This is a genomic window from Spirillospora sp. NPDC029432 (assembly GCF_040703975.1).
In the GTDB taxonomy this organism is placed as follows: Bacteria; Actinomycetota; Actinomycetes; order Streptosporangiales; family Streptosporangiaceae; genus Spirillospora.
In genome coordinates this window covers 136,665-158,429 of record NZ_JBEZWH010000011.1, presented here as the reverse complement: position 1 = coordinate 158,429, position 21,765 = coordinate 136,665, and the positions used below count along the sequence as shown (strand labels likewise).

At 73.1% G+C, this 21,765-nt stretch carries 20 protein-coding genes; 14 read left to right on the top strand and 6 right to left on the bottom strand.

The genetic code is table 11. The features are described from left to right. The first annotated feature begins 12 nt into the window (after positions 1 to 12). The 3 genes from AB0881_RS12020 (at position 13) to AB0881_RS12010 (ending at position 1,611) form a co-directional block, all read left to right on the top strand. A complete protein-coding gene (locus tag AB0881_RS12020; RefSeq protein ID WP_366616415.1) occupies positions 13 to 609 on the top strand; it encodes a hypothetical protein in 597 nt (198 codons plus the stop codon). A 233-nt stretch (positions 610 to 842) separates the two neighbouring features. Beyond that, positions 843 to 1,352: an HNH endonuclease gene (locus tag AB0881_RS12015; RefSeq protein WP_366616413.1), complete on the top strand. Its 510-nt coding sequence runs from the start codon at positions 843 to 845 to the stop codon at positions 1,350 to 1,352. A gap of 43 nt (positions 1,353 to 1,395) precedes the next feature. Beyond that, positions 1,396 to 1,611 (top strand): zinc ribbon domain-containing protein, encoded by a 216-nt coding sequence (locus tag AB0881_RS12010; protein ID WP_366616412.1) that lies wholly within the window; start codon positions 1,396 to 1,398, stop codon positions 1,609 to 1,611. Positions 1,612 to 1,635: 24 nt separating this feature from the next. Here the strand turns inward: AB0881_RS12010 and ilvD are convergent, their stop codons facing one another. After that, a complete protein-coding gene (ilvD, locus tag AB0881_RS12005) occupies positions 1,636 to 3,489 on the bottom strand; it encodes a dihydroxy-acid dehydratase (RefSeq protein ID WP_366616410.1) in 1,854 nt (617 codons plus the stop codon). Positions 3,490 to 3,782: 293 nt separating this feature from the next. Then, on the bottom strand, positions 3,783 to 4,676 hold the full coding sequence (locus tag AB0881_RS12000; protein ID WP_366616408.1) for a nuclease-related domain-containing protein: 894 nt from the start codon (positions 4,674 to 4,676) through the stop codon (positions 3,783 to 3,785). Positions 4,677 to 4,914: 238 nt separating this feature from the next. Here AB0881_RS12000 and AB0881_RS11995 point away from each other — a divergent pair, with 238 nt between their 5' ends. Next, positions 4,915 to 6,339 (top strand): amidase, encoded by a 1,425-nt coding sequence (locus AB0881_RS11995; protein WP_366616406.1) that lies wholly within the window; start codon positions 4,915 to 4,917, stop codon positions 6,337 to 6,339. Positions 6,340 to 6,451: 112 nt separating this feature from the next. Continuing rightward, positions 6,452 to 8,581, top strand: coding sequence for a 4-alpha-glucanotransferase (malQ, locus tag AB0881_RS11990; RefSeq protein WP_366616405.1), 2,130 nt, complete (start codon positions 6,452 to 6,454; stop codon positions 8,579 to 8,581). Here the strand turns inward: malQ and AB0881_RS11985 are convergent. Continuing rightward, positions 8,540 to 9,535 carry a hypothetical protein gene (locus AB0881_RS11985; protein WP_366616403.1) on the bottom strand — a complete coding sequence of 332 codons (996 nt, stop codon included), beginning with the start codon at positions 9,533 to 9,535 and terminating at the stop codon, positions 8,540 to 8,542. The genes malQ and AB0881_RS11985 overlap by 42 nt on opposite strands. A 70-nt stretch (positions 9,536 to 9,605) precedes the next feature. Next, complete coding sequence (gene pepN / locus AB0881_RS11980; protein WP_366616402.1) at positions 9,606 to 12,140, bottom strand: aminopeptidase N; 2,535 nt, start codon at positions 12,138 to 12,140, stop codon at positions 9,606 to 9,608. Between the two features lie 201 nt (positions 12,141 to 12,341). Here pepN and AB0881_RS11975 point away from each other — a divergent pair, with 201 nt between their 5' ends. From AB0881_RS11975 to AB0881_RS11945, 7 genes are all read left to right on the top strand, one after another. Beyond that, positions 12,342 to 12,959, top strand: a complete 618-nt coding sequence (locus AB0881_RS11975; RefSeq protein ID WP_366616401.1) for a disulfide bond formation protein DsbA — start codon at positions 12,342 to 12,344, stop codon at positions 12,957 to 12,959. A 111-nt stretch (positions 12,960 to 13,070) separates the two neighbouring features. Next, positions 13,071 to 13,757, top strand: a complete 687-nt coding sequence (locus AB0881_RS11970; RefSeq protein WP_366616400.1) for an energy-coupling factor ABC transporter permease — start codon at positions 13,071 to 13,073, stop codon at positions 13,755 to 13,757. Then, entirely contained in the window at positions 13,754 to 14,056 is a 303-nt protein-coding gene (locus AB0881_RS11965) for a PDGLE domain-containing protein (RefSeq protein WP_366616398.1), read from the top strand. The genes AB0881_RS11970 and AB0881_RS11965 overlap by 4 nt, the downstream gene beginning before the upstream one ends. Further along, the gene (cbiQ, locus tag AB0881_RS11960; protein WP_366616396.1) at positions 14,057 to 14,821 is read left to right on the top strand and encodes a cobalt ECF transporter T component CbiQ; all 765 of its coding nucleotides are present in this window, start codon (positions 14,057 to 14,059) and stop codon (positions 14,819 to 14,821) included. Then, entirely contained in the window at positions 14,818 to 15,567 is a 750-nt protein-coding gene (locus AB0881_RS11955; protein ID WP_366616395.1) for an ABC transporter ATP-binding protein, read from the top strand. Before cbiQ ends, AB0881_RS11955 begins: the two co-directional genes overlap by 4 nt. A 149-nt stretch (positions 15,568 to 15,716) precedes the next feature. After that, positions 15,717 to 16,664: an ATP-binding protein gene (locus AB0881_RS11950; RefSeq protein WP_366616393.1), complete on the top strand. Its 948-nt coding sequence runs from the start codon at positions 15,717 to 15,719 to the stop codon at positions 16,662 to 16,664. Positions 16,665 to 16,749: 85 nt separating this feature from the next. After that, on the top strand, positions 16,750 to 17,223 hold the full coding sequence (locus AB0881_RS11945; protein WP_366616392.1) for a ribose-5-phosphate isomerase: 474 nt from the start codon (positions 16,750 to 16,752) through the stop codon (positions 17,221 to 17,223). 71 nt (positions 17,224 to 17,294) lie between these two features. Here the strand turns inward: AB0881_RS11945 and AB0881_RS11940 are convergent, their stop codons facing one another. Further along, complete coding sequence (locus AB0881_RS11940; protein WP_366616390.1) at positions 17,295 to 17,519, bottom strand: hypothetical protein; 225 nt, start codon at positions 17,517 to 17,519, stop codon at positions 17,295 to 17,297. 184 nt (positions 17,520 to 17,703) lie between these two features. Between AB0881_RS11940 and AB0881_RS11935 the strand changes: the two genes are divergently transcribed. Then, entirely contained in the window at positions 17,704 to 18,819 is a 1,116-nt protein-coding gene (locus AB0881_RS11935) for a PP2C family protein-serine/threonine phosphatase (RefSeq protein WP_366616389.1), read from the top strand. Between the two features lie 3 nt (positions 18,820 to 18,822). Here the strand turns inward: AB0881_RS11935 and AB0881_RS11930 are convergent, their stop codons facing one another. Further along, positions 18,823 to 20,133, bottom strand: coding sequence for a serine/threonine-protein kinase (locus AB0881_RS11930; protein ID WP_366616388.1), 1,311 nt, complete (start codon positions 20,131 to 20,133; stop codon positions 18,823 to 18,825). A 550-nt stretch (positions 20,134 to 20,683) separates the two neighbouring features. Here AB0881_RS11930 and AB0881_RS11925 point away from each other — a divergent pair. Continuing rightward, entirely contained in the window at positions 20,684 to 21,712 is a 1,029-nt protein-coding gene (locus AB0881_RS11925; RefSeq protein ID WP_366616386.1) for a HAMP domain-containing sensor histidine kinase, read from the top strand. Positions 21,713 to 21,765: the final 53 nt, after the last annotated feature.

Here is a 21,765-nt window from a genome sequence, read left to right as displayed (position 1 = left end):
GGGGGATTGATCATGAAACGCATCGTCGGCGGGCGCCGCGCGCCCGCTCGCCTCGCCGTCCTCGCCGCCGCCGCGGCGGCGCCGCTCGCGGCCGTGCCCGCGCAGGCCGCGCCGCCCAGGGCCGCCGAGGTGGAGTTCCGGTACTCCGACCCGGAGTTCGCCGAGTCCGGCAACCAGGTCACCTGGCGCTGGACGATCCGCAACCGCGGCGCCAAGACCGTCAACGACATCAAGCTGACCCACACGCTGACGCCACGGCTCAAGGTCTCCTCGGTGAGCGCGCCCTGCCGGGTGCGCCAGGAGGTCGTGAAGTGCGACTACGCGGCGCTGCGGCCGAACGGCGAGAAGCGCGGCGTGCTGGTCGCCGACCTGCCGCAGGGCGCCTCCGGCGCCGTCGAGATCAAGGGCCGGGTGACCTGGCGGCAGGGCACCGCGCCCGCCACCGACACGGCCTCGCCGGCCCCGCAGGCCGCGCAGTCCTCGCCCACCTCGGGAGCGCCCGCCGCGCCCGTGCCGAACGAGGGCGCCGCCACCGCGGTCACGCCGCCCGAACGGGAGGACGGCCCGGAGCCGAGGCCGAACCTGAACGCCGTTCAGCGGGTGCCCTGAAACGCCGATCACTACCACGGATCAGGTCAAGGCGCGTTCAATTCGCAGCGCTTGGGGGGATTAATGGGGTAGCGGACCGCCTTCTCAGGCGCCACACTGATTGCGGGTCGGTTCGCCCCTGAGGAGGTCCTCATGGCGGGTTCGCAGGTGCCGGAGATAATACTCGGGCCTCGGTGGGAGGCGCGTCCGCGCGCGTCCGCCGAGGCTATGCAGAGCCGGGCGGAGGGCGCCCGATGAGACAGGTGCTCCTCCTGAACGCCACCTATGAACCGCTCACGACGCTCTCCATGCGGCGGGCCGTCTGCCTGATCCTGCGGGAGAAGGCCGAGGTCGTGCACACCGACGCCTCGGGCGCGGTCCTGCACTCGGCCGCGATGTCCATCGAGGTGCCGTCGGTGATCAGGCTCCGCCGGTACGTCCGGATCCCGTTCCGCACCCGCGTCCCGCTCACCCGCGCGGCGCTGATGCGGCGCGACAACTTCCGCTGCGCCTACTGCGGCCACCGGGCCGAGACCATCGACCACGTCCAGCCGCGCAGCCGCGGCGGCCAGCACGTGTGGGAGAACTGCGTCGCCTCGTGCACGCCCTGCAACCACCGCAAGGCCGACCGCCTGCTGGAGGAGCTCGGCTGGACCCTCAAGGTCACGCCCGGCGTCCCGCGCGGCGCCCACTGGAGACTGATCGGCATCGTCAACGACGGCGACCCCCAGTGGGCCGCCTACGTCAGCGAGCCGGCCGCCTGAACGGGCCGTTCCGCCGCGTGGCACGCCGCCCTATCCTGGTGGCGTGCCACGTTATGACTACCGCTGCCGCGCCTGCGGAACGAACTTCGAGGTCTCCCGCCCCATGAGCGAGTCCTCCGCGCCCGCGTCCTGCCCCGACGGGCACGACGACACCGTCAAGCTGCTGTCCACGATCGCGGTCACCGGCGGCTCCCGCGCCGCCGCCCCCGCGCCCCAGCCGTCGGGCGGGGGCTGCTGCGGAGGCGGCTGCTGCGGCTGAGCCGGCGGGCGGCCCGGGCGGCCGTCAGCGGCCGAGCTGGCCGATGTCGCGGGCGGCGCCCGTGGAGGCCGACGTGGTCATGGCCGCGTACGCCTGGAGCGCGGCGCTGACCGGCCGCTGCCGGTCCCGGGGCCGGAAGCCGCCGAGGTCGGCCTGGAGCTTCTCGCGGCGGGCGGCCAGCTCGTGCTCCGGGACGTCCAGTTCGAGGACCCGGCGCGGGATGTCGATCACGACGCTGTCGCCGTCCTCGACCAGGGCGATGTCGCCGCCGGCCGCGGCCTCGGGGGAGGCGTGCCCGATGGACAGGCCGGACGTCCCGCCGGAGAACCGGCCGTCGGTGATCAGCGCGCAGGCCTTGCCGAGCCCGCGGCCCTTCAGGAAGCTCGTGGGGTAGAGCATCTCCTGCATGCCGGGGCCGCCCTTGGGGCCCTCGTAGCGGATGACGACGACGTCGCCCGCCTTGACCTTGCCGCCGAGGATGCCCTCGGCGGCCTCGTCCTGGCTCTCGAAGACGACCGCGGGGCCGGTGAAGGTCCACAGCTCCTCTTCGACGCCGGCGGTCTTGACGATGGCGCCGTCGGGCGCGATGTTGCCGTACAGGACGGCCAGGCCGCCGTCGGTGGTGTAGGCGTGCTCGACGTCGCGGATGCAGCCCCGCTCCCGGTCGAGGTCGAGGGCGTCCCAGCGGGCGCTCTGGCCGGACGCCTGGGTGGTGCGGACGCCGCCCGGCGCCGCGTGGTACATCTCGACGGCCTCGGGGGCGATGTCGGGGGAGCGGACGTCCCACGCCGCCAGCCACTCCGGCAGGGACGGGGAGTGGATCGCGTGCACGGAGCGGTTGAGCAGCCCGGCCCGGTCGAGCTCGCCGAGCAGGGCGGGGATGCCGCCGGCGCGGTGGCAGTCCTCGACGTGGTACTCGGGGGTGGCGGGGGCGAGCTTGCACACGCAGGGGATGCGGCGGGAGAGCTCGTCGATCTCCTTGAGGCCGAAGTCGACGGCGCCCTCGTGCGCGGCGGCCAGCAGGTGCAGGATCGTATTGGTGGAGCCGCCCATCGCGATGTCGAGCGCCATGGCGTTCTCGAACGCGTCGCGGGTGGCGATGTTGAGCGGCAGGACCGCGTCGTCGTCCTGCTCGTAGTAGCGCTTGGCGATCTCCACGACGGTGCGGCCCGCGTCGGCGTACAGCTTCTTGCGGGCGGTGTGGGTGGCCAGGACGGTGCCGTTGCCGGGCAGCGCCAGCCCGAGCGCCTCGGTGAGGCAGTTCATCGAGTTGGCGGTGAACATGCCCGAGCAGGAGCCGCAGGTCGGGCAGGCGGCCTCCTCCATCTTGGCGAGCGTCTCGTCGGAGACCGACTCGTCGGCGGAGGCGATCATCGGGTCGATCAGGTCGAGCTTGTGGCCGTTGCTGACGCCCTCGACCGGCTTGCCGGCCTCCATCGGGCCGCCGGAGACGAAGACGGTGGGGATGTTGAGCCGCATCGCGGCGATCAGCATCCCGGGGGTGATCTTGTCGCAGTTGGAGACGCAGATCAGCGCGTCGGCGCAGTGCGCGTTGACCATGTACTCGACCGCGTCGGCGATCAGCTCGCGGGACGGCAGCGAGTAGAGCATGCCGCCGTGGCCCATGGCGATGCCGTCGTCGACGGCGATCGTGTTGAACTCGCGGGGGACTCCGCCGGCCTCCTTGACCGCGGCGGCGACCATGTCGCCGACCTCGCGCAGGTGGACGTGGCCGGGCACGAACTGGGTGAAGCTGTTGGCGACCGCGACGATGGGCTTGCCGAAGTCCTCCCGCTCCACGCCGCTGGCCCGCATGAGGGCGCGCGCGCCCACCATGTTCCTGCCGTGGGTGACCGTACGTGACCTGAGCGGCGGCATCCGAGACCTCTCCAACCTGTGACGTGCTCCGGCATCGATCGTACGTCCGGCGGCCGCGTCCTCGCGGCGGGCGGAACGATCAAGATCTCCGGGGCTGTTCCGATACGTGCGTGCAGCGGCGGATCGCGGCGCTGCGGCCGGCTCGGCAGAGGTCGTGTAGGGCCGGCCCGTATCGCTCGATGGTATCAACCGCTCACAGGTGAGCACGCCGGGTGCGTACGGCGGATGCGTACGGCGGACGCCTTCGGTTGGTCAGGCGGCCCTGGGGAAGGTAGGGCCGCCCCTGGACGGCCTTACTTGTCTCCTTCGGAGGCCCGCACGGACTGCGCCTCCGCGGCGGCCGGCTGCGCGGGCGCCGTCTCGGTCGGCGCGCTGTCCAGATGCGCGGCCGCGTCGGGATACTTGGGCGGAAGGGCCTTCTGCGCGGCCTGGTAGATCCGCATGATGTCGGTCTCGGTCAGCACCTTGGGCCTGCGGCGCAGGTAGCCGCGCGCCCGGTTGCCGGCGTAGACGTCGACGTCCCGGACCCGCATGACCTTCCACGGGATGGACGGGCCGTAGATCGCCACCGACGCCTGGACCGGGACGTCGAACCCGACCCGGGTGCCGATGATCTTGGCGGCCTGCTCGGCCTCCCAGCGCGCCTCGTCCAGCCGGTCCTTCTTGTTGAACGGGCCGTGGAAGAGCTTGCGGTGCGAGAGCGTCCGCACCGGGAGCCGCTTGTCCCACTTCTCGGAGTCGATGGCGTAGACCCCGCTCGGGCCGATCACCAGGTGGTCGATCCGGCCGTCGCTGACGCCCTCGTCGTCGCGCGGGACGGCGCGCGCGTGCAGCACGTGGTAGCCGCCCTTCTCCAGCGAGCGCAGCTGCTTCTCGGTGCGCCGCTCGGCCGCCGAGGACTTCTGCCACGCCGGGACGCTGGAGTCCTTGCGGGACCAGCGCACCACGTCGGCGATGACGGCCAGCACGGCGACGGTGATCCCGATCCGCACGCTGAACAGGATCGAGGCCACCAGGGCCAGCGCGATCGCCCCGCCGGCGCGCCAGAGCCACAGGCGCACGCGCGGTTGCTTGAGCAGCTCGTCGAACGACCCCCGCCCGGGCGGCCGGCCCTGCGGCCCGCCGACAGAGGTTTCCTGAGGCTGCCCCCGCGCCCCGTTGGTGTCGCCCCGCTCCATGATCGCCATGAGTGACGCTCCGTGTTCCTTTCGTCGGGCAGGCATGATCCTCCGTGCGCAGAGTAATCATTTTCCGCGTTCGGAGACTAGCCATGCCGGGTTAATACTTTTGTCGCCGCCGCGATGGGGTTGGTTGTTGGCATGACCGGGTACGGCCGTCCTCTAGCTCTTCGCGTCCCCTCTTTCGCGGTTGGTCGCCGTTGCCCATCTTTGATGCTGGGCCATCCGCCGTCTAGCGTTCCGCTGTGTGACTCATACCCATGATCTGAGCGCCATCCGGCTGGCCGCCGCGATCCGTGCGCGCGAGCTGTCCCCCGTCGAGGTGGCCGACCACTACCTGGACCGCATCGAACGGCTGAATCCCCAGGTCGGGGCCTATGTGACGGTGACCGGGGAGCGGCTCCAGGAGGAGGCGCGCGCGGCCGAGAAGCAGGTCACGGAGGCGGCCGACCCCGCCGAGCTGCCGCCGCTGCTCGGGGTCCCGGTGCCGATCAAGGACCTGAACATGGTGAACGGCGTGCCGATGACCTTCGGTTCCGCGGTTTTTCATGATCTGACCGGGTTCGCCGACGACAATGTCGTCCTCCTGCTGAGGCAAGCGGGATCTGTCCTTCCGGGTAAGACGACGACCCCCGAATTCGGCCTGCCCTGTTACACCGAAAGCGCCGTCGCGCCCGCCGCCCGCACCCCCTGGGACCTCTCCCGGTCGGCCGGCGGCTCCAGCGGCGGCGCGGCCGCGGCGGTGGCGGCCGGGCTGGCGCCGGTCGCCCAGGGCAGCGACGGCGGCGGCTCGATCCGCATCCCGAGCAGCGCGTGCGGGCTCTTCGGATTGAAGCCGACCCGCGGCCGGGTCTCGGCGGGGCCGGTCGTCCCGGACCTGTTCGGCCTGTCGACCAACGGGCCCATCGCCCGCACGGTCCGGGACGCCGCGCTCCTGCTCGACGTGATGGCCCGCCCGATGCCCGGAGACCTCTACCTGGCGCCTCCCGCGGACGGGTCCTTCCTCTCCCACACCGAGCGCCCGCCGGGCCGCCTGCGCATCGCCCGCAGCCGCGTGCCGGCCGTCCCGGGCGCCGAGGTGCACCCGGACTGCGTCGCCGCGTACGAGGACGCGAGCCTGCTGCTGGAGGAGCTCGGGCACGACGTCGTCGAGCTGCCGCAGGTGCTCGGCCCCGAGCTGGTGCCGATCTTCGAGACGCTCTGGGGCGTGATGGCGACGATCACGCCCGTCGACCCGGCCCGCGAGCACCTCCTCCAGCCGCTCACCCGCTGGCTGCGCGAGCGCGGGCACGCGACGTCCGCCCCCGAGCTGTTCGGCGCGCACGCGACGCTCCAGGCGGCCCTGCGCGCCGCGTTCCCGGTGATGAACGAGTTCGACGCGATCCTGCATCCGACGCTCGCGGGGCCGCCCGTGCCGGTCGGCCACTTCCACGACCAGGAGCCGGCGGAGAACTTCGAGCGGCAGAAGCACTTCACGCCGTTCTGCGCCCCGTACAACGTGTCCGGCCAGCCCGCCGTCAGCGTGCCGCTCCACTGGAACGCCGACGGCCTGCCCATCGGCGTCATGCTCGCGGGCCGCCTCGGGGGAGAGGGCACCCTGCTGTCCCTGTCGGCGCAGCTGGAGGAGGCGCGCCCCTGGATCGACCGCAAGCCTCCCATCTGGAACGAGTGACCAGGAGCGGCGGGAGCTTAGGGGCCCTGACGGGGGTATCAGGGTTCAGAGGTATTGCGTAAGGGGGCGCAGGGAAGGCAGTAGGCCGCGGACTGAGGGGCAGGGTCAGAGCGTGGCGGATGCGGAACTGAACAGGCTGGCCCGGGCGCATCGGGTGGCGACGCGCTACACGGACTGGCGGGGACGCGACACCGACGTCTCCGAGGACACGTTGAAGGCCGTCCTCACGGCCTTGGGCGCGGACGTGTCCACGCCTCTGGCGGTACGGGACACCCTGGCCCGGCTGGAGGAGGAGCGGCGCACCCGGTTGCTCCCGCCCATCCTCTTCCAGCGCGCGGGCCGTCCCGGCGGGATCCGGATCCCGTGGGGCACGCGCGGGGCCGACGAGGTGTGGCTGGACATGTCCACGGGTGGCAGCGTCGAGCTGCACGGCACGACGGTGCGCTCGTCCGAGGGGCTGCTGAAGCAGTACCACCTGCCTCCGGGGACGCCCGAGGGCTGGCACCGGGTGCGCGTCCGCGTCCGGAGCCAGTGGCGCGAGGTCAGCGCGCCCCTGCTCGTCACGCCGCAGCGCCTCGAACCCCCGGCCAGGGCGTGGGGCCTGACGATCCAGCTGTACTCCGTGCGCTCCGAGAACTCCTGGGGCATGGGAGACCTGCACGACCTGGCGGACCTCGCCGCGTGGAGCGGCCAAGAGATGGGCGCGGGCTTCCTCCTGGTCAACCCGCTGCACGCGACCGAGCCGGTGCCGCCCGTCACGCCCTCTCCGTACTCGCCCATGAGCCGCCGCTTCGCGAGCCCCCTGTACCTGCGCGTGGAGGACGTAGCGGAGTACGCCGCCCTTCCCGGCCGGGAGCGCGAACGCTTCGCCGCCATGACGGTCGAGCCCCTCGACAGGGACGCCATCTGGGAGACGAAGCGCGAGGCCCTCGAAGCGGTGTACGCGGTGCCGCGCGGCACGGCCCGGCAGGAGGCGTTCGACTGGTACCGCCATCGCGAGGGGGCGCCGCTGATGGCGTTCGCGACCTGGAGCGCCCTGAGCGAGGAGCACGGCGCGGACTGGCGGCGCTGGCCGGCGGAGCTGCGCGACGCGGAGAACCCGGCGGTCGCGTACGCGGCCAAGCGGCTCGCCGACCGCGTCGACTTCCACGCCTGGCTCCAGTGGCAGCTGGACGAGCAGCTCGCGCAGGCGCAGGCGGTGGCGCGCGCGGCGGGCATGCCGGTCGGCATCGTGCACGACCTCGCGGTGGGCGTGCATCCGGGCGGCGCTGACGCCTGGATGTACCGGCCGATGTTCGCGCCCGGGATGAGCGTCGGCGCCCCGCCGGACGAGTTCAACCAGCGCGGCCAGGACTGGGGGCAGCCGCCGTGGCATCCCGGGCGGCTCGCCGAGGCGGCGTACCTGCCGTTCCGCGGCATGCTCGCCGCGGCCCTGCGGCACGGCGGGGGCCTGCGCCTGGACCACGCGATGCAGGTCTCGCGGCTCTGGTGGGTGCCCGAGGGCGGCTCGCCCGCGGACGGCACGTACGTCGCGTACGACCGGGAGGCGATGCTGTCCACGCTCGTCTGGGAGGCGGCCCAGGCCGGCGCGGTCGTCGTGGGCGAGGACCTCGGGACGGTGGAGCCGGAGGTGCGCGAGGACCTCGCCGACCGGGGCGTCCTGGGCACCTCGCTCCTGTGGTTCGAGCGGGACGGCGAGGGCCGCCCGCGCGGGCCGTCCGAGTGGCGGGAGGCGTCGCTGGCCACCGTCGGGACGCACGACATGCCGCCCATCACGGGATTCCTGCACGCCGACCACATCGAGCTGCGCGACCGCCTCGACCTCCTCACCCGCCCGGTGGAGACGGAGCTCGCCGACCACCGGGCGCAGCTGTCCGACTGGCTGCGCCTGCTCCACGAGGAGGGGCTGCTCGCCACGCCGGCCGAGGACGTCCTGCGGGCGGTGGAGGCGGGCGACACCTCGCACGACGCGGAGGTGACGGCGGCCCTGCACGCCTTCCTGTGCCGTACGCCCGCGCGCCTCATCGGCGTCTCCCTGGCCGACGCCGTCGGGGAGCGCCGCACGCAGAACCAGCCCGGGACGGTGGACGAGTACCCCAACTGGCGCGTCCCGATGGCCGGCTCCGGCGGCGAGTCCGTGATGATGGAGGACCTGCCGTCGTCGGCGTCCCTCCAGGCGGCGCTCGCGCCGTTCAGCCCCTCACGACAGGGCCTTGACGAGGCGGGACGAGACGTCGTCTAGGAGCGTGTCGGGCTCGATCCTGGTGGCGGCGATCGCCGAGAACAGCGCCGGAAGCCCTGCGAGCGGGTACGGGTCGTCCTCGGCGGAGGCGAGAACGTCCCTCCCCAAGGCGTGGCGCTTGAACGACGCGCGCGCACGAGCCCACGCCGTCTGCACCTCCTCGGGAGACGGCACGCCGAAACCGTGCCCGACCGGGGCGGCGTGCCGGAGCCTCACCAGCGCCCCCTCCGTGAACTCCGCGGCGAGCTTGCACCGCGCCTCCAGGTCCGCCCGCACGCCGGCGTCCAGGCGGTCCATGACCGAGCAGGGCGTGCGGCAGCGGGCCGCGCAGTCGCCCAGCGCCTGCGCGACCTGGCTGTGCTGGCGGTCCAGGTAGGCGCGCCAGCCGGGCGGGGGCTCGTTGGCGACGCGCAGGGCGCGGTCGCACGCCGACCGCTCCGGGCGGGTGTGGTCGCAGATGCGCGCCTCGCCGGGTTCGAGCGCGACGCCGAAGCGGCTGCCGGGGCCCGTGACGGCCTCCTTGAGCCGCGCCGGGTCGCCGGCGTGGCCCAGCACGGGCTCCCAGGCCAGCAGGGCGGCGTACTCGCTGGCGATGTGCACCGCCGCCACCAGCGCCGCCATCTCGCGCCGCTCCCAGCGGATCGCGATGACCTCCAGCAGCAGCCCGTACGCCGGGCGCAGGCTCGCCAGGGCGCCCCGCGGATACTCGCGGGGGCGCTGCGGCATCCGGCTGGAGAGGGCGCGCCCGAGCAGGTCCTCGGGGACCTCGCCGACCTCCTCGGGCATGCCGAAGTCCTCGGCGTCCAGGTCGAGGACCCGCTGCCCGAACGCGCACAGCGCCGCCACCCGCGTCGTGTCCCCGTCCAGTACGGGACCGCTCGAGACGAGTGCCTCGATGTCCCCGAACGCATGCCTTCGTGCCAGTTCCGTCAGTACGTCCCGCGCGGTCTTCACCGTCCCAGCCTTCCACCCCGCGGCCCGTGACCGCGCCGTGCGGGCGCGGTCACGGGCATGCCTCCCCGCGTCAGGCGGAGGCGGCGTCCTTCGCGCGGGCGCGCTGGGCGCGGGCGACGCCGTCGCGGCCCTCCGACAGCAGCCGCACCAGGGCGGCCGGCGGCCGGTTCTCGGCGATGTAGGCCTCGGTACGGTCGATCGTGGACTGGTCGACGACCAGGAACGGGTAGGCGACCTCGGCGAACGTCTGGGACATGTCGCCGCTCCACTCCTTCCAGATCCGGCCGACCTCCGCGAAGTACTTGTCCACGTACGGGACGAGCAGCTCGGCCTGGTCGGGCTCCACGAACCCGCCCAGCGTCGCCCGGAACACCGCGTTCGGCAGCTTCCCGCCGACGATCGACTCCCAGGCCGCGGCCTTGGCCTCGGCGGTCGGGATCGCGGCCCGGCAGCCCGCCGCGTGCCGCTCGCCGGCGGCGGTCGGGTCGCGCTCCAGCTCGGCGTCGATCTCGGCCTGGCCGGCCCGGCCCGTCACGACCAGGCGGCGCAGCAGCGTCCAGCGCAGCTCGGTGTCGACCGTGAGCCCCGCCGGGACCTCGGAGCCGTCCAGCATCCCGGCGATCACGTTCAGGTGCCGGTCGGAGACCGCGGTGCCGGCGAACGCCTGGACGTAGGCGAGCTGGAAGTCCGACCCGGCCTCGGCGCCGGACGCCAGCTCGTACAGGGCGTCGGCGAGCAGGCCGAGGCCCGTGGCGCGCCAGCCCGGGTCGGCGTACTGCTGGAGCGCGGTACGGGTCTGCCGCAGCAGCGTCTGCGCGACCGAGATGTCGGTGACGCCGCGGATGCCGCTGATGACGAGCTTGACGTAGTCGCGGGTGGCCATCTCGGCGTCCCGCGTCATGTCCCACGCCGCCGACCAGCACAGGGCGCGCGGCAGCCCGTCCTTGATGTCGCCGATGCCGGAGACGAGCGTCGCCTGCGAGTGGTCGTCCAGCCGGATCTTCGCGTACGTGAGGTCGTCGTCGTTCACCAGGACGAGGTCGGGCCGCTTCCGGCCGGCCAGCTCCTTGACCTCGGTGCGCGCGCCGACGACGTCCAGCTCGATCCGCTCCCGCCGGACGATCCCGTCGTCCGTACGGTCGTAGAGGCCGATCGCGACGCGGTGCGAGCGCAGCGTCGGGTAGTCCGGCTTGGCCTCCTGGAGCACGGCGAACGACGTGAAGTCGCCGTTCGCGTCCACCTCGTACGAGGGGCGCAGCGTGTTGACGCCCGCCGTCTCCAGCCACTCCTTCGACCAGGACGCCAGATCGCGGCCGGAGGTCTCCTCCAGCGCGTCCAGCAGGTCCGACAGGACCGTGTTGCCCCACGCGTGCCGCCGGAAGTAGCGCCGCACGCCCTCCAGGAAGTTGTCCCGGCCCACGTACGCCACCAGCTGCTTGAGCACGCTCGCGCCCTTGGCGTAGGTGATCCCGTCGAAGTTGACCTCGACCGCCTGGATGTCGGGGATGTCCGCCGAGATGGGGTGCGTGGACGGCAGCTGGTCCTGCCGGTACGCCCACGCCTTCATCAGGTTCGCGAACGTCGTCCAGGAGCCCGTCCACTTGGTGGCCTCGGCCTGGCACAGCACGCTCATGTACGTCGCGAACGACTCGTTCAGCCACAGGTCGTCCCACCAGCGCATGGTGACCAGGTCGCCGAACCACATGTGCGCCATCTCGTGCAGGATCGTCTCGGCGCGGCGCTCGTACGCGGCGTCCGTCACCCGCGACCGGAAGACGTAGTCCTCCAGGAACGTGACGGCGCCGGCGTTCTCCATCGCGCCCGCGTTGAACTCCGGCACGAACAGCTGGTCGTACTTGGTGAACGGGTACGGCCGCCCGAACACCTCCTCGAAGTACGCGAAGCCCTGCCGCGTCACGTCCACGATCGCGGCCGCGTCCAGGTGCTCGGCCAGCGACGCGCGGCAGTAGACGCCCAGCGGGATCCCGCTGCCGTCCGCGCGCCGGTACTCGTCGGTCTCGACGTGGTACGGGCCCGCGATCAGCGCCGTGATGTACGTCGAGATGCGCGGCGTCGGCGGGAAGTGCCAGGAGCCGCCCTCGCTCCGGTCGGCGCCCTCGTTCGTCACCACCTGCCAGTCCTCGGGCGCGGTGACTGCGAACTCGAAGGTCGCCTTGAGGTCGGGCTGGTCGAAGCACGTGTACATCCGGTGCGCGTCGGCCGTCTCGAACTGCGTGTACAGGTAGACGCTCCGGTCCACCGGGTCCACGAACCGGTGCAGGCCCTCGCCGGAACGGGAGTAGGCGCAGTCGGCCACGACGCGCAGCTCGTTGGACTCGGCCAGGGAGGGCAGCGGCAGCCGGCCCTTCTCGGCGTCGTAGGACGCGGGGTCGAGCGCGGTGCCGTTCAGCGTGGCCTCGCGCACGACGGCGCCGTGCAGGTCCACGAAGGTCGACGCGCCCGCCTCGGCGCTGCCGAACCGGATCACGGTGGTGGAACCGAACCGTTCCTCACCCGTCGTGAGGTCGAGCTCGACCGTGTACGAGTCGACGGTGAGCAGCCGGGCCCGTTCCCGCGCCTCGTCGCGCGTGAGGTTGCCTGCCACATGTACTCCTTGGGTGTCCTGAAAGGTGTCGCTCCATGTCTACCAACCGCCCTGCCGGTCGTGGGGCCGAGGCGCGTCCATCGGTTCCGGTGTGGCGGCTGGGAGGGGCCGGGTACGGCCACCTCGTACCCGGGAATGGCGGTGTGTCCTCCTGGGTTGCCCTGAAGGAATCCTGACCAGGTCCGCTTATGGGAGGCCGCCTTGCCGTCCGAAGAATCGCGTACGCCCGTCGACTTCTGGTTCGACCCGCTGTGCCCGTGGGCGTGGATCACCTCGCGCTGGGTCCACGAGGTGGCGAAGCTGCGGCCGATCGAGCCGCGCTGGCACGTGATGAGCCTGTCCGTCCTGAACGAGGGCCGCGACCTGCCGGAGAAGTACCGCGACCTGATGGACGTGGGCTGGGGCCCGGTGCGGGTCTGCATCGCGGCCGAGCAGAAGTACGGCTCCGAGGTCCTCGGCCGGCTCTACACCGAGCTCGGCAACCGCTTCCACCACGAGAAGCTACCCAAGACCAAGGAGACGTTCGCCGCCGCGCTGGAGGCGGCGGGCCTGGATCCGGCGCTGGCCGACGCCGCCGACTCGACCGCGTACGACGAGGCCCTGCGCGCCTCGCACAAGGTCGGCATCGACAAGGTCGGCCAGGAGGTCGGCACGCCGGTCATCGAGGTGGAGGGCAGCGCGTTCTTCGGCCCGGTCGTCACCCCGATCCCGCGCGGCGAGGCCGCCGTCAAGCTCTGGGACGGCGTGCTCGCGGTCGCGTCGACCGACGGTTTCTACGAGCTCAAGCGCACCCGCGACCGGGACCCGATCTTCGACTGACGCGCCGCGCCCGTTCCCGCGAAAGATCGGCTATTGCGACTCTATTGCAATAGCGGTGTCGCCCCCGCAAACTGGTCATGTCTCGGCATGCCGGTAGGGATGGTGGCGATCATGCACGTACCGGACGGATTCATCGACGCGCCGGTCTCGCTCGCGGCGGGCGCGGTCGCCGTCGCGGGCGTGGCGGTGTCGCTGCGCGGCGCGCGGCGCGAGCTGGACGACCGCACGGCGCCGCTGGCCGGGCTGACCGCCGCCTTCGTGTTCGCCGCGCAGATGCTCAACTTCCCGGTCGCCGCCGGGACCAGCGGGCATCTGCTCGGCGGCGCGCTGGCGGCCGTCCTGGTCGGGCCGTACGCCGGCGTCCTGTGCGTGTCGGTGGTGCTGCTCCTGCAGGCGCTCCTCTTCGCGGACGGCGGCGTCAGCGCGCTCGGCGTCAACATCACGCTGATGGCGCTGGTCACCGTCCCCGTCGGGTACGGGCTGTTCCGGCTGCTCCTGCGGGTGCTGCCGAAGAACGGAACGGCGGCGGGCGGGGCCGCGTTCGCGGCCGCCGCCCTTTCGGTGCCGGCCTCGGCGCTGGCGTTCACGCTGATCTACGCGGTCGGCGGCACGACCGACGTCCCGATCGGCACGGTCGCCGCCGCGATGGTCGGCGTGCACGTGCTGATCGGCATCGGTGAAGGGCTGATCACCGCGCTGGCCGTGTCGAGCGTCCTGGCCGTCCGGCCCGACCTCGTGTACGGGGCGCGCGGCCTGATCGGACGCCCGGAGCTCCGGACCAGGGAGGCGGCCGTATGAGCACCAGGCGCTTCTTCGCCGCCGCACTCCTGGTCACGCTCATCCTGGCCGGGATCGTCAGCCACTACGCCAGCTCCAGCCCCGACGGCCTGGAGAAGGTCGCCGGCGACAAGGGCATCAGCGCCGAGGAGAAGGATCACGCCCTCAAGGACTCCCCGCTGGGCGACTACGGCGTCAAGGGCATCGAGAACGCGCGCCTTTCGGGCGGCCTGTCCGGCGTCATCGGCGTCGGCGCCGTGCTGCTCGTGGGCGGGGGCCTGTTCTGGGGCCTGCGGCGCCGTTCGCCCCAGGACTCCTAGATGGGCGCGGGCCATGTGCACCGGCTCTACGTGCGAGGCGACTCGCCGGTGCACCGGCTTCCGCCGCAGTGCAAGCTCGTCGCGCATCTGGCGTTCGTGCTCGTCGTGGTGGCGACGCCCCGCGAACGGGTCTGGGCCTTCGCGGCGTACGCGGTCCTGCTCGCCGCCGTGGTCGCGACGGCCCGGATCCCGTACGGGACGGTGCTGCGCCGGACGATGATCGAGATCCCGTTCGTGGCGTTCGCGCTGGCCATGCCGTTCGTCGCGACCGGGCCGGAGACCGCGGTCCTCGGCCTCCGGCTGAGCGTGGAGGGCCTCTGGGGCGCCTGGAACATCCTCGCCAAGGGCACCCTCGGCGTGGTCGCGTCCGTCCTGCTGGCGGCGACCACCGAGCCGCGCCTGCTCCTGCACGGCATCGAGCGGCTCCGGATGCCGCAGCTGATCACGCAGATCGCCGCGTTCATGCTCCGGTACGGCGACGTCGTCGCCGCCGAGCTGGGCCGCATGCGGACCGCCCGCGCCGCCCGCGGCTTCGAGCCGCGCGGCCCGCGCGACGCGCGCGTGCTGGCCCGCTCGCTCGGCGCGCTGTTCCTGCGCTCGTACGAGCGCGGTGAGCGCGTCCACCTGGCGATGGTCAGCCGCGGCTACGACGGCCGCATGCCCGTCCTGCACGACGTGCCCGCCTCGGCGCGCCAGTGGTCGGCCGCGTCCGCGCTGCCCCTCGCCGCCGCCTTGATCGCCCTCGCCGCCTGGACGGTGCCATGAAGTCCCTGGAGGTGAGCGGCCTCGCGTACGCCTATCCCGACGGCACCCAGGCCCTCTACGGCGTGGACGTCGCCATCGAGCGCGGCGAGCGGGTCGCGCTGCTCGGCCCCAACGGCGCGGGCAAGACGACGCTCGTCCTGCATCTGAACGGCATCCTGCACGGCGGCCTCGGCTCCGTCCGCGTCGGCGGCCTCCCCGTCGACCCGGCCGACAGGAGATCGCTGCGGGAGATCCGCCGCCGGGTCGGGATCGTCTTCCAGGACCCCGACGACCAGCTGTTCATGCCGACCGTCCGCGAGGACGTCGCCTTCGGCCCCGCGAACCTCGGCCTGCGCGGCGCGGAGCTGGACGCCCGGGTGGAGCGCGCGCTGGCCGCCGTCGGCATGCTGGACGCCGCCGCCCGCCCGCCGCAGCACCTCAGCTTCGGCCAGCGCCGCCGCGTCGCCGTCGCGACCGTCCTGGCGATGGAGCCGGAGATCCTCGTCCTGGACGAGCCGTCCTCCAACCTCGACCCGGCCGGCCGCCGCGAACTCGCCGAGGTCCTGCTCTCCCTCGACGTCACGGTCCTGATGGTCACCCACGACCTCCCGTACGCGGCGCAGCTGTGCCCCCGCGCCCTGATCCTCTCCGGCGGCGTCATAGCGGCGGACGCCCCCACGCTCGACCTCCTGTCCGACGCGGACCTCCTGGCGGCCCACCGCCTGGAACTCCCCTTCGGGTTCGATCCCGGCGCCGTGCGGAGCTGAGCCGGGGGAGAGCCGAGCCGGCGGAGCTGAGTCGGGGGAGTTCGGCCGTTCCGCTTGCTTCGATCGGTGCGGTTGGGGAAACTCGTCTCCGGAATGGCAACGGTTTTCATATCCAAATCGACCCGAATCAATCCGGAACGGGGGCTTTCGTGAAGGTTGCGTTCGTCGGCAAGGGCGGCAGCGGCAAGACGACGCTGTCGTCGCTGTTCGTCCGGCATCTGGCCGCGCGCGGGCTGCCGGTGGTGGCCATCGACGCCGACATCAACCAGCACATGGGCGTGGCGCTCGGGCTGGACGAGGCGCGCGCCGCCGAGGTGCCCGCGATGGGGGACCGGCTCCCCGAGATCAAGGAGTGGCTGCGCGGCGACAACCCGCGCATCTCCTCGGCCGCCGCGATGGTGAAGACGACCCCGCCCGGCGCCGGGTCCCGGCTGCTGCGCGTCGGCGGCGACGACCCCGTGCACGCGCTGGGGTACGACGTCGACGGCATCACGCTGCTGGCCACCGGCCCGTTCAACGACGACGATCTCGGGGTGGCGTGCTACCACTCCAAGACCGGCGCGGTGGAGCTCTACCTCAACCACCTGGTCGACGGGCCGGGGGAGTACGTCGTGGTCGACATGACCGCCGGGGCGGACACGTTCGCCTCCGGACTCTTCACGCGGTTCGACCTGATGTTCCTGGTGGCCGAGCCGACCCGCAAGGGCGTGGGCGTCTACCGGCAGTACACCGACTACGCCCGCGACTACGACGTCGCGATCACCGTCGTGGGGAACAAGGTGCAGGGCGACGGCGACGTGGCGTACCTGCGCGAGCACGTCGGCGACGACCTGCTGACGTGGCTTGGGCAGTCCGCCGCCGTGCGGGCGCTGGAGCAGGGCCGCGGCGGCGTCCCGCTGGAGCCGGCGAACGAGGCCGCGCTGGACCGCATGCTCGCGGCCGTCGACGCGCGCGAGCGCGACTGGGACCGGTTCCGCCGGCAGGGCGTGGAGTTCCACGTGAAGAACGCGCGGAGCTGGGCCAACCGGGCCGTCGGCGAGGATCTGGAGGCCCAGGTCGACCACGGTTTCCGGTTCCCCGTACCGGTCGCGGGCTGACCGGGGGCTGAGCGCGGGCTGATCGGGGGGCGCGAGGGCGCGCCCCGGCGCCCGGGCGGTGCGCCGCACCTGGGAGAATCGGCGCATGCGCGTGTTTCTTGGATGCGACCATGCCGCCTTCGAGCTGAAGGAGCACCTGGTCGCCTGGCTGAAGGCGAACGGCCACGAGCCGGTCGACTGCGGGGCGTTCGAGTACGACGCCGTCGACGACTACCCGCCGTTCGTGCTGCGGGCGGCCGAGCGGACCGCCGCCGAGCCCGGCTCGCTGGGCGTCGTGCTCGGCGGCTCCGGCAACGGCGAGGCGATCGCCGCCAACAAGGTCAAGGGCGTCCGGGCCGCGCTGGTCTGGAACGAGGACACCGCGAAGCTCGCCCGCGAGCACAACGACGCCAACGTCATCAGCATCGGCGCGCGCCAGCACGACCAGGACACGGCCACGGAGTTCGTCCGGCTGTTCCTGGAGACGCCGTACTCGGAGGAGCCGCGGCACACCCGCCGCATCACGATGCTCAGCGACTACGAGACCACCGGCGAGCTCCCGCCGCTCCCCAACTCCTAGGACACGTCACTGGAAGTCCCGGCCCGCCCGGTGAGGCGCCGCCTCACCGGGCAGCGGTGATCCATCCCCGATCAGAGGTTCTCGGCCGCCGAGGGGGCGGCGGGGCGGCGGGGTCCGCGCTTGCCGAGGCGGCGGCGCTCGTTCTTGGCGGCCTTGCCGCGCCTGGCGGTCTGCTCGTCGGGCGCGGCGGGCGGTTTGGGCGGCGGCGGCGATCCGGTGCCGTCCGGGCGCGGCCGCGACACCTCGCGTGCCCGCATCGCCGCGTCCAGCGTGATCCGCATGCCGGGCTGGCCCATCGCGCCGCCTCCCTCGCCTCGCCGTTCCCCTGATTCTCGCCGGGCCGGGCCGGGCGGAAACCCGGACGAACCCGTCCGGTGGCCCGGTGGCTGGGGATCGGACCGCCGCTGGACCGTTGCAACGGATGATCGGTGGCGCGGATGCGCGCCCGCCGAGGTGGATGCTCGATACAGTGCCGGAGTCATGCTGCAGCGTCTGGTCCACCTCCTCCCGCCGGGGGTCCGCGCGTTCCTGCGCCGGATCCCTCCCCTCGTGCGGCTGTACCGGTGGCTCCGGATGGGCCGGCTCAAGCGCGAGCGGAACGTGTTCGTGGCGCTGGCCGTGCTGGCGGTGGTGCTCGGCATCGGCGCGACCGTGTCGCGGGCCTGGGCGCCGCCGAGCGCGCTGGTGCTGACCGTGCTCGGCGGCGGGCTGCTGCTGAAGCTGCGCAGCCTGGCCGTCCTGCTGGGCGTGGTCGCGGCGATGGTCGCGTACAACAACTGGCACGACCCGCGCGAGGTCGGCCCCGGCATGATCGCCACGCTGGTGATCACCGCGGTGCTGGCGCTGACGCTGGCCCGGACCCGCCAGCAGCTCGGCGTGCAGGGCCTGCGCGGCGACTCGATGCTGCTGGAGCTGCGCGACCGGCTGCACCGCCAGGGCCAGATGCCCGAGCTGCCCGCCGGGTGGGACTCCCAGGTCGTGCTGCTCCAGGCGGGCGGCTCGTCGTTCGGCGGCGACTTCGTCGTCTCCTCCCGCGAGGGCGACACGCTGGAGCTGGCGCTGGTGGACGTGTCCGGCAAGGGCACCGACGCCGGGACGCGGGCCCTGATGCTTTCGGGTGCTTTCGGTGGATTGCTTGGATCGCTCCAGCCTGAGCAGTTCCTCCCGGCCGCCAACACCTACCTGCAGCGGCAGCGCTGGGACGAGGGCTTCGTGACGGCCGTCCACCTGGTGCTCGACCTGGCGACGGGCGAGTACACCGTCGAGTCGGCGGGCCACCCGCCGGCCGTCCAGTTCGACGCGGGCAGCGGCACCTGGCAGGTCAGCCCGGCCAAGGGCGTGGTGCTGGGCGTCGTGCCCGATCTGCGCTGCGTTCCCGAGCACGGCCAGCTCCGCCCCGGCGACGCGCTGCTCCTCTACACCGACGGGCTGGTGGAGTCGCCCGGACGCGACCTGGACGCGGGCATCGACCGGCTGCTGGGCGAGGCCGAACGGCTCGTCCCGGAGGGGTTCCGCAAGGGCGCCAGGGAGCTGGTCCAGACGATGGCCGCCGAACGCGACGACGACTGCGCCCTCATCCTCATCTGGCGCACCTGACGCTCAGCGCCCGCGCGCCTTCTTCTTTCCGTTGCCCTTGGCCTTCTGCTTGGACGTCGTGCCGGTCTTCGGCCGGAGCTTGGGCTTCTTCTTCCGCACGGGCACGGCGCGCCGTACGGGAGTCCGCGTGGGGGACGGCGAGGCCGCCGGGTCCACCGGGGCCGTCGTCGTGGTCTGCCGGACGGGGGCCGCGCCGCCCTCATCGCCTCCCATGCCGGCGATGAGGCCGCCGACCAGCAGTGTCGCGGCGGCCGCGCCGGCCGCCGCGAGCAGCCGTACCCGGGTGGTGGAGCGCGCCCCGACATGCGTGATCACGGTGAACGCGGCGGTGTCCGGCCCGTCGCCGCCGGGCGCGCGCCGGGGCTCGGGGACGGGCGCGGCGGCCTTCTTCCGGGCCCCCGACCGGACCCCCGACCGGGACGCCGGCCGGGGCGCGGGCACGGCCGGGATCTCGCCCAGCCCGCCCTGCCCGCCTTGCTCGACCAGCGCGAGCAGCAGGCGGGCGGCGGACGGCCGCCGTTCCGGGTCCTTGGACAGCGCGGCCCGGACGGCCGGGAGCAGCGTGCCCGGCAGCCCCGCCAGGTCGGGCTCGTCGCGGATCACCCGGCGGGCGACCGCGATCGGCTGACCGTCGCCGAACGGCAGCCGCCCGGTGCCCGCGTACGCGATCAGGCAGCCCCAGGCGAAGATGTCGGCGGCCGGGCCGGCGGCGCCGCCGGTGAGCACCTCGGGGGCCATCCAGCCCGGGGTGCCGAGGACCGTTCCGGAGCCGGTGAGCGTGCCCGCGGCGTCCTGCGCGCGGGCGATCCCGAAGTCGATCACCCGGCAGCCGGAGAGGGTGAGCATCACGTTGGCGGGCTTGAGGTCCCGGTGCACGAGCCCGGCGGAGTGGATCGCCGCCAGCGCGGACATCACGCCCACGGCCACGCCGTGCACGTCGGCGGCGGGCAGCGGGCCGTTCGCGCTGATCCGGTGCTGGAGGGAGAGGCCGCCGACGTACTCGCTCACGATGTACGGCAGCCCGTCCTCCTCGCCGTGCGCGAGGACGCGGGCCGTGCAGAACGAGGCCACCCGGCCCGCCAGCACGGCCTCGTCGTCGAACCGGCGGCGGTACGCGGCGTCGGCGGCCAGGTGCGGGTGGATGGTCTTGACCGCGACCCGCGCGTCCGACCCCGGTTCGTGCCCGAGGTAGACCGTTCCCATCCCGCCCGCGCCGATCCGGCCGATCAGGGGGTAGCCGCCCACCATCGGCGGATCGCTCGCTTCGAGGGGATGTGCGTGGTCCGGCGGGGACCCGGTGGCGTGCCCGTCCATGCTGTCCCCTCGACCCCTTTCGTCGGCTCAGTCCGTCCTGTCCCCGATCGTGTGCACAGTATGGTGCCGCATGAACACGGGTTGTAGGAAACGTGTTCGTCACCTCGATGTAGCCCCGATGGCATCCGGACAGGGCAGAGTTATCTCCAGTTCGGCAACCGCCCGGCTCCGGTGGATCCTCCTCGGCGCGCGGGGCCGGGGGTTGGCGGCACCGAAGGCGATGTCCGCGCGGTCGGTACCCCAGGGGTGGGAGGCACCGTTCCGCGCGGACATCGGTTTCGCGGTATTCCCTATAAAGTCGGTTGACTTTATAGGGAATCGGGGCCAGGATGGTCCGCGTGGTCCCCGCCGTCCAGGGCGCTTCGACGGCCGGGACGAGTGGCCCGGGACGGCGGAGGCACGGCCCGTCCCGGGCCACCTCGTGTTTCGCACGGCAATGGGATGGTTACAACCAGTTCTAGGCCAGGTAGAGACGAACATTCCGCTCACCCCCCAGGCGTGGGAAGCGCGGTGCGCACCGCGCGGGACCGGGAACGGGAGGGTGCCGGGAATGCGGAATCCGGTACTGCGCCGGCACTGGTCGGTGGAGGCCAGGGTGACCGGCATGGCGACCGTCGTGGTCGCGGTGCTCCTCGCCGCCGGGATGGCGGTGTTCTACGCGCTGGCCCCGGCCGGGCACTTCCACGACGCCCCGCGCGATCTGACGTTCCTGCTGCTGGGCTTCGCCGTCGCGCTCGCCGCGGTGGCCTGGTCGGTGTGGCACGCGGTCAAGCGCGCGCTGCGTCCCGTCCGGACGATGACCGGGGAGCTGGACACGATCAGCGATGACCGTACGTTCCACCAGGTCACCGTGCCCGCCGGGCACGACGAGGTCGCCGAGCTGGCCGGCGCGGTGAACCGGACGCTGCGCCGCCTGGAACGCCTGAACGAGCGCCAGCGCGCCTGGGTCGCCGACGCCTCGCACGAGCTGCGCAGCCCGCTCACCGGCCTGCGCGCCAAGCTGGAGCTGGCCCTGGAGCATCCCGAGGACGAGGACTGGCCGGGCGCGGCCCGGTCCGCGCTGGTCGACGCCGACCGGCTGCACCGGATCATCAGCGACCTGCTGGTGATGGCCAAGCTGGAGGCGGGCGTCCTCGGCGAGCAGGAGACGATCGACCTCGGCGAGCTCGTCCGCGCCGAGACGGCCCGCCGCGGCGGCCGCGTCCCGATCGAGCTGGAGACCGACGAGGGCGTGCTGGTCCACGGCGCCCGCTCGCACCTCATCCGGCTGCTGACCAACCTGCTGGACAACGCCGACCGGCACGCCCGCACCTGGGTGCGCGTCGCCGTGGGCACCGACGGGCGGCACGCCCTGCTGATGGTCGCCGACGACGGCCCGGGGATCCCGCCCGAGGAGCGCGAGCGCGTCTTCCAGCGCTTCCAGCGGCTGGCCGAGGGCCGCCGCTGCGACGCCGGCGGCACCGGACTCGGCCTGCCGATCTCCCGCGACATCGCCATCGCGCACGGCGGCAACCTGGTCGTGGGCGATGCCGACGGCACGGGCGGCGCCCGGCTCGTCCTCCGCCTCCCCCTGGCCTGAACCGGGATGATCGGCGCGGGCTAGGTTGAAGGACGCGGATTCGACGGAGGTGG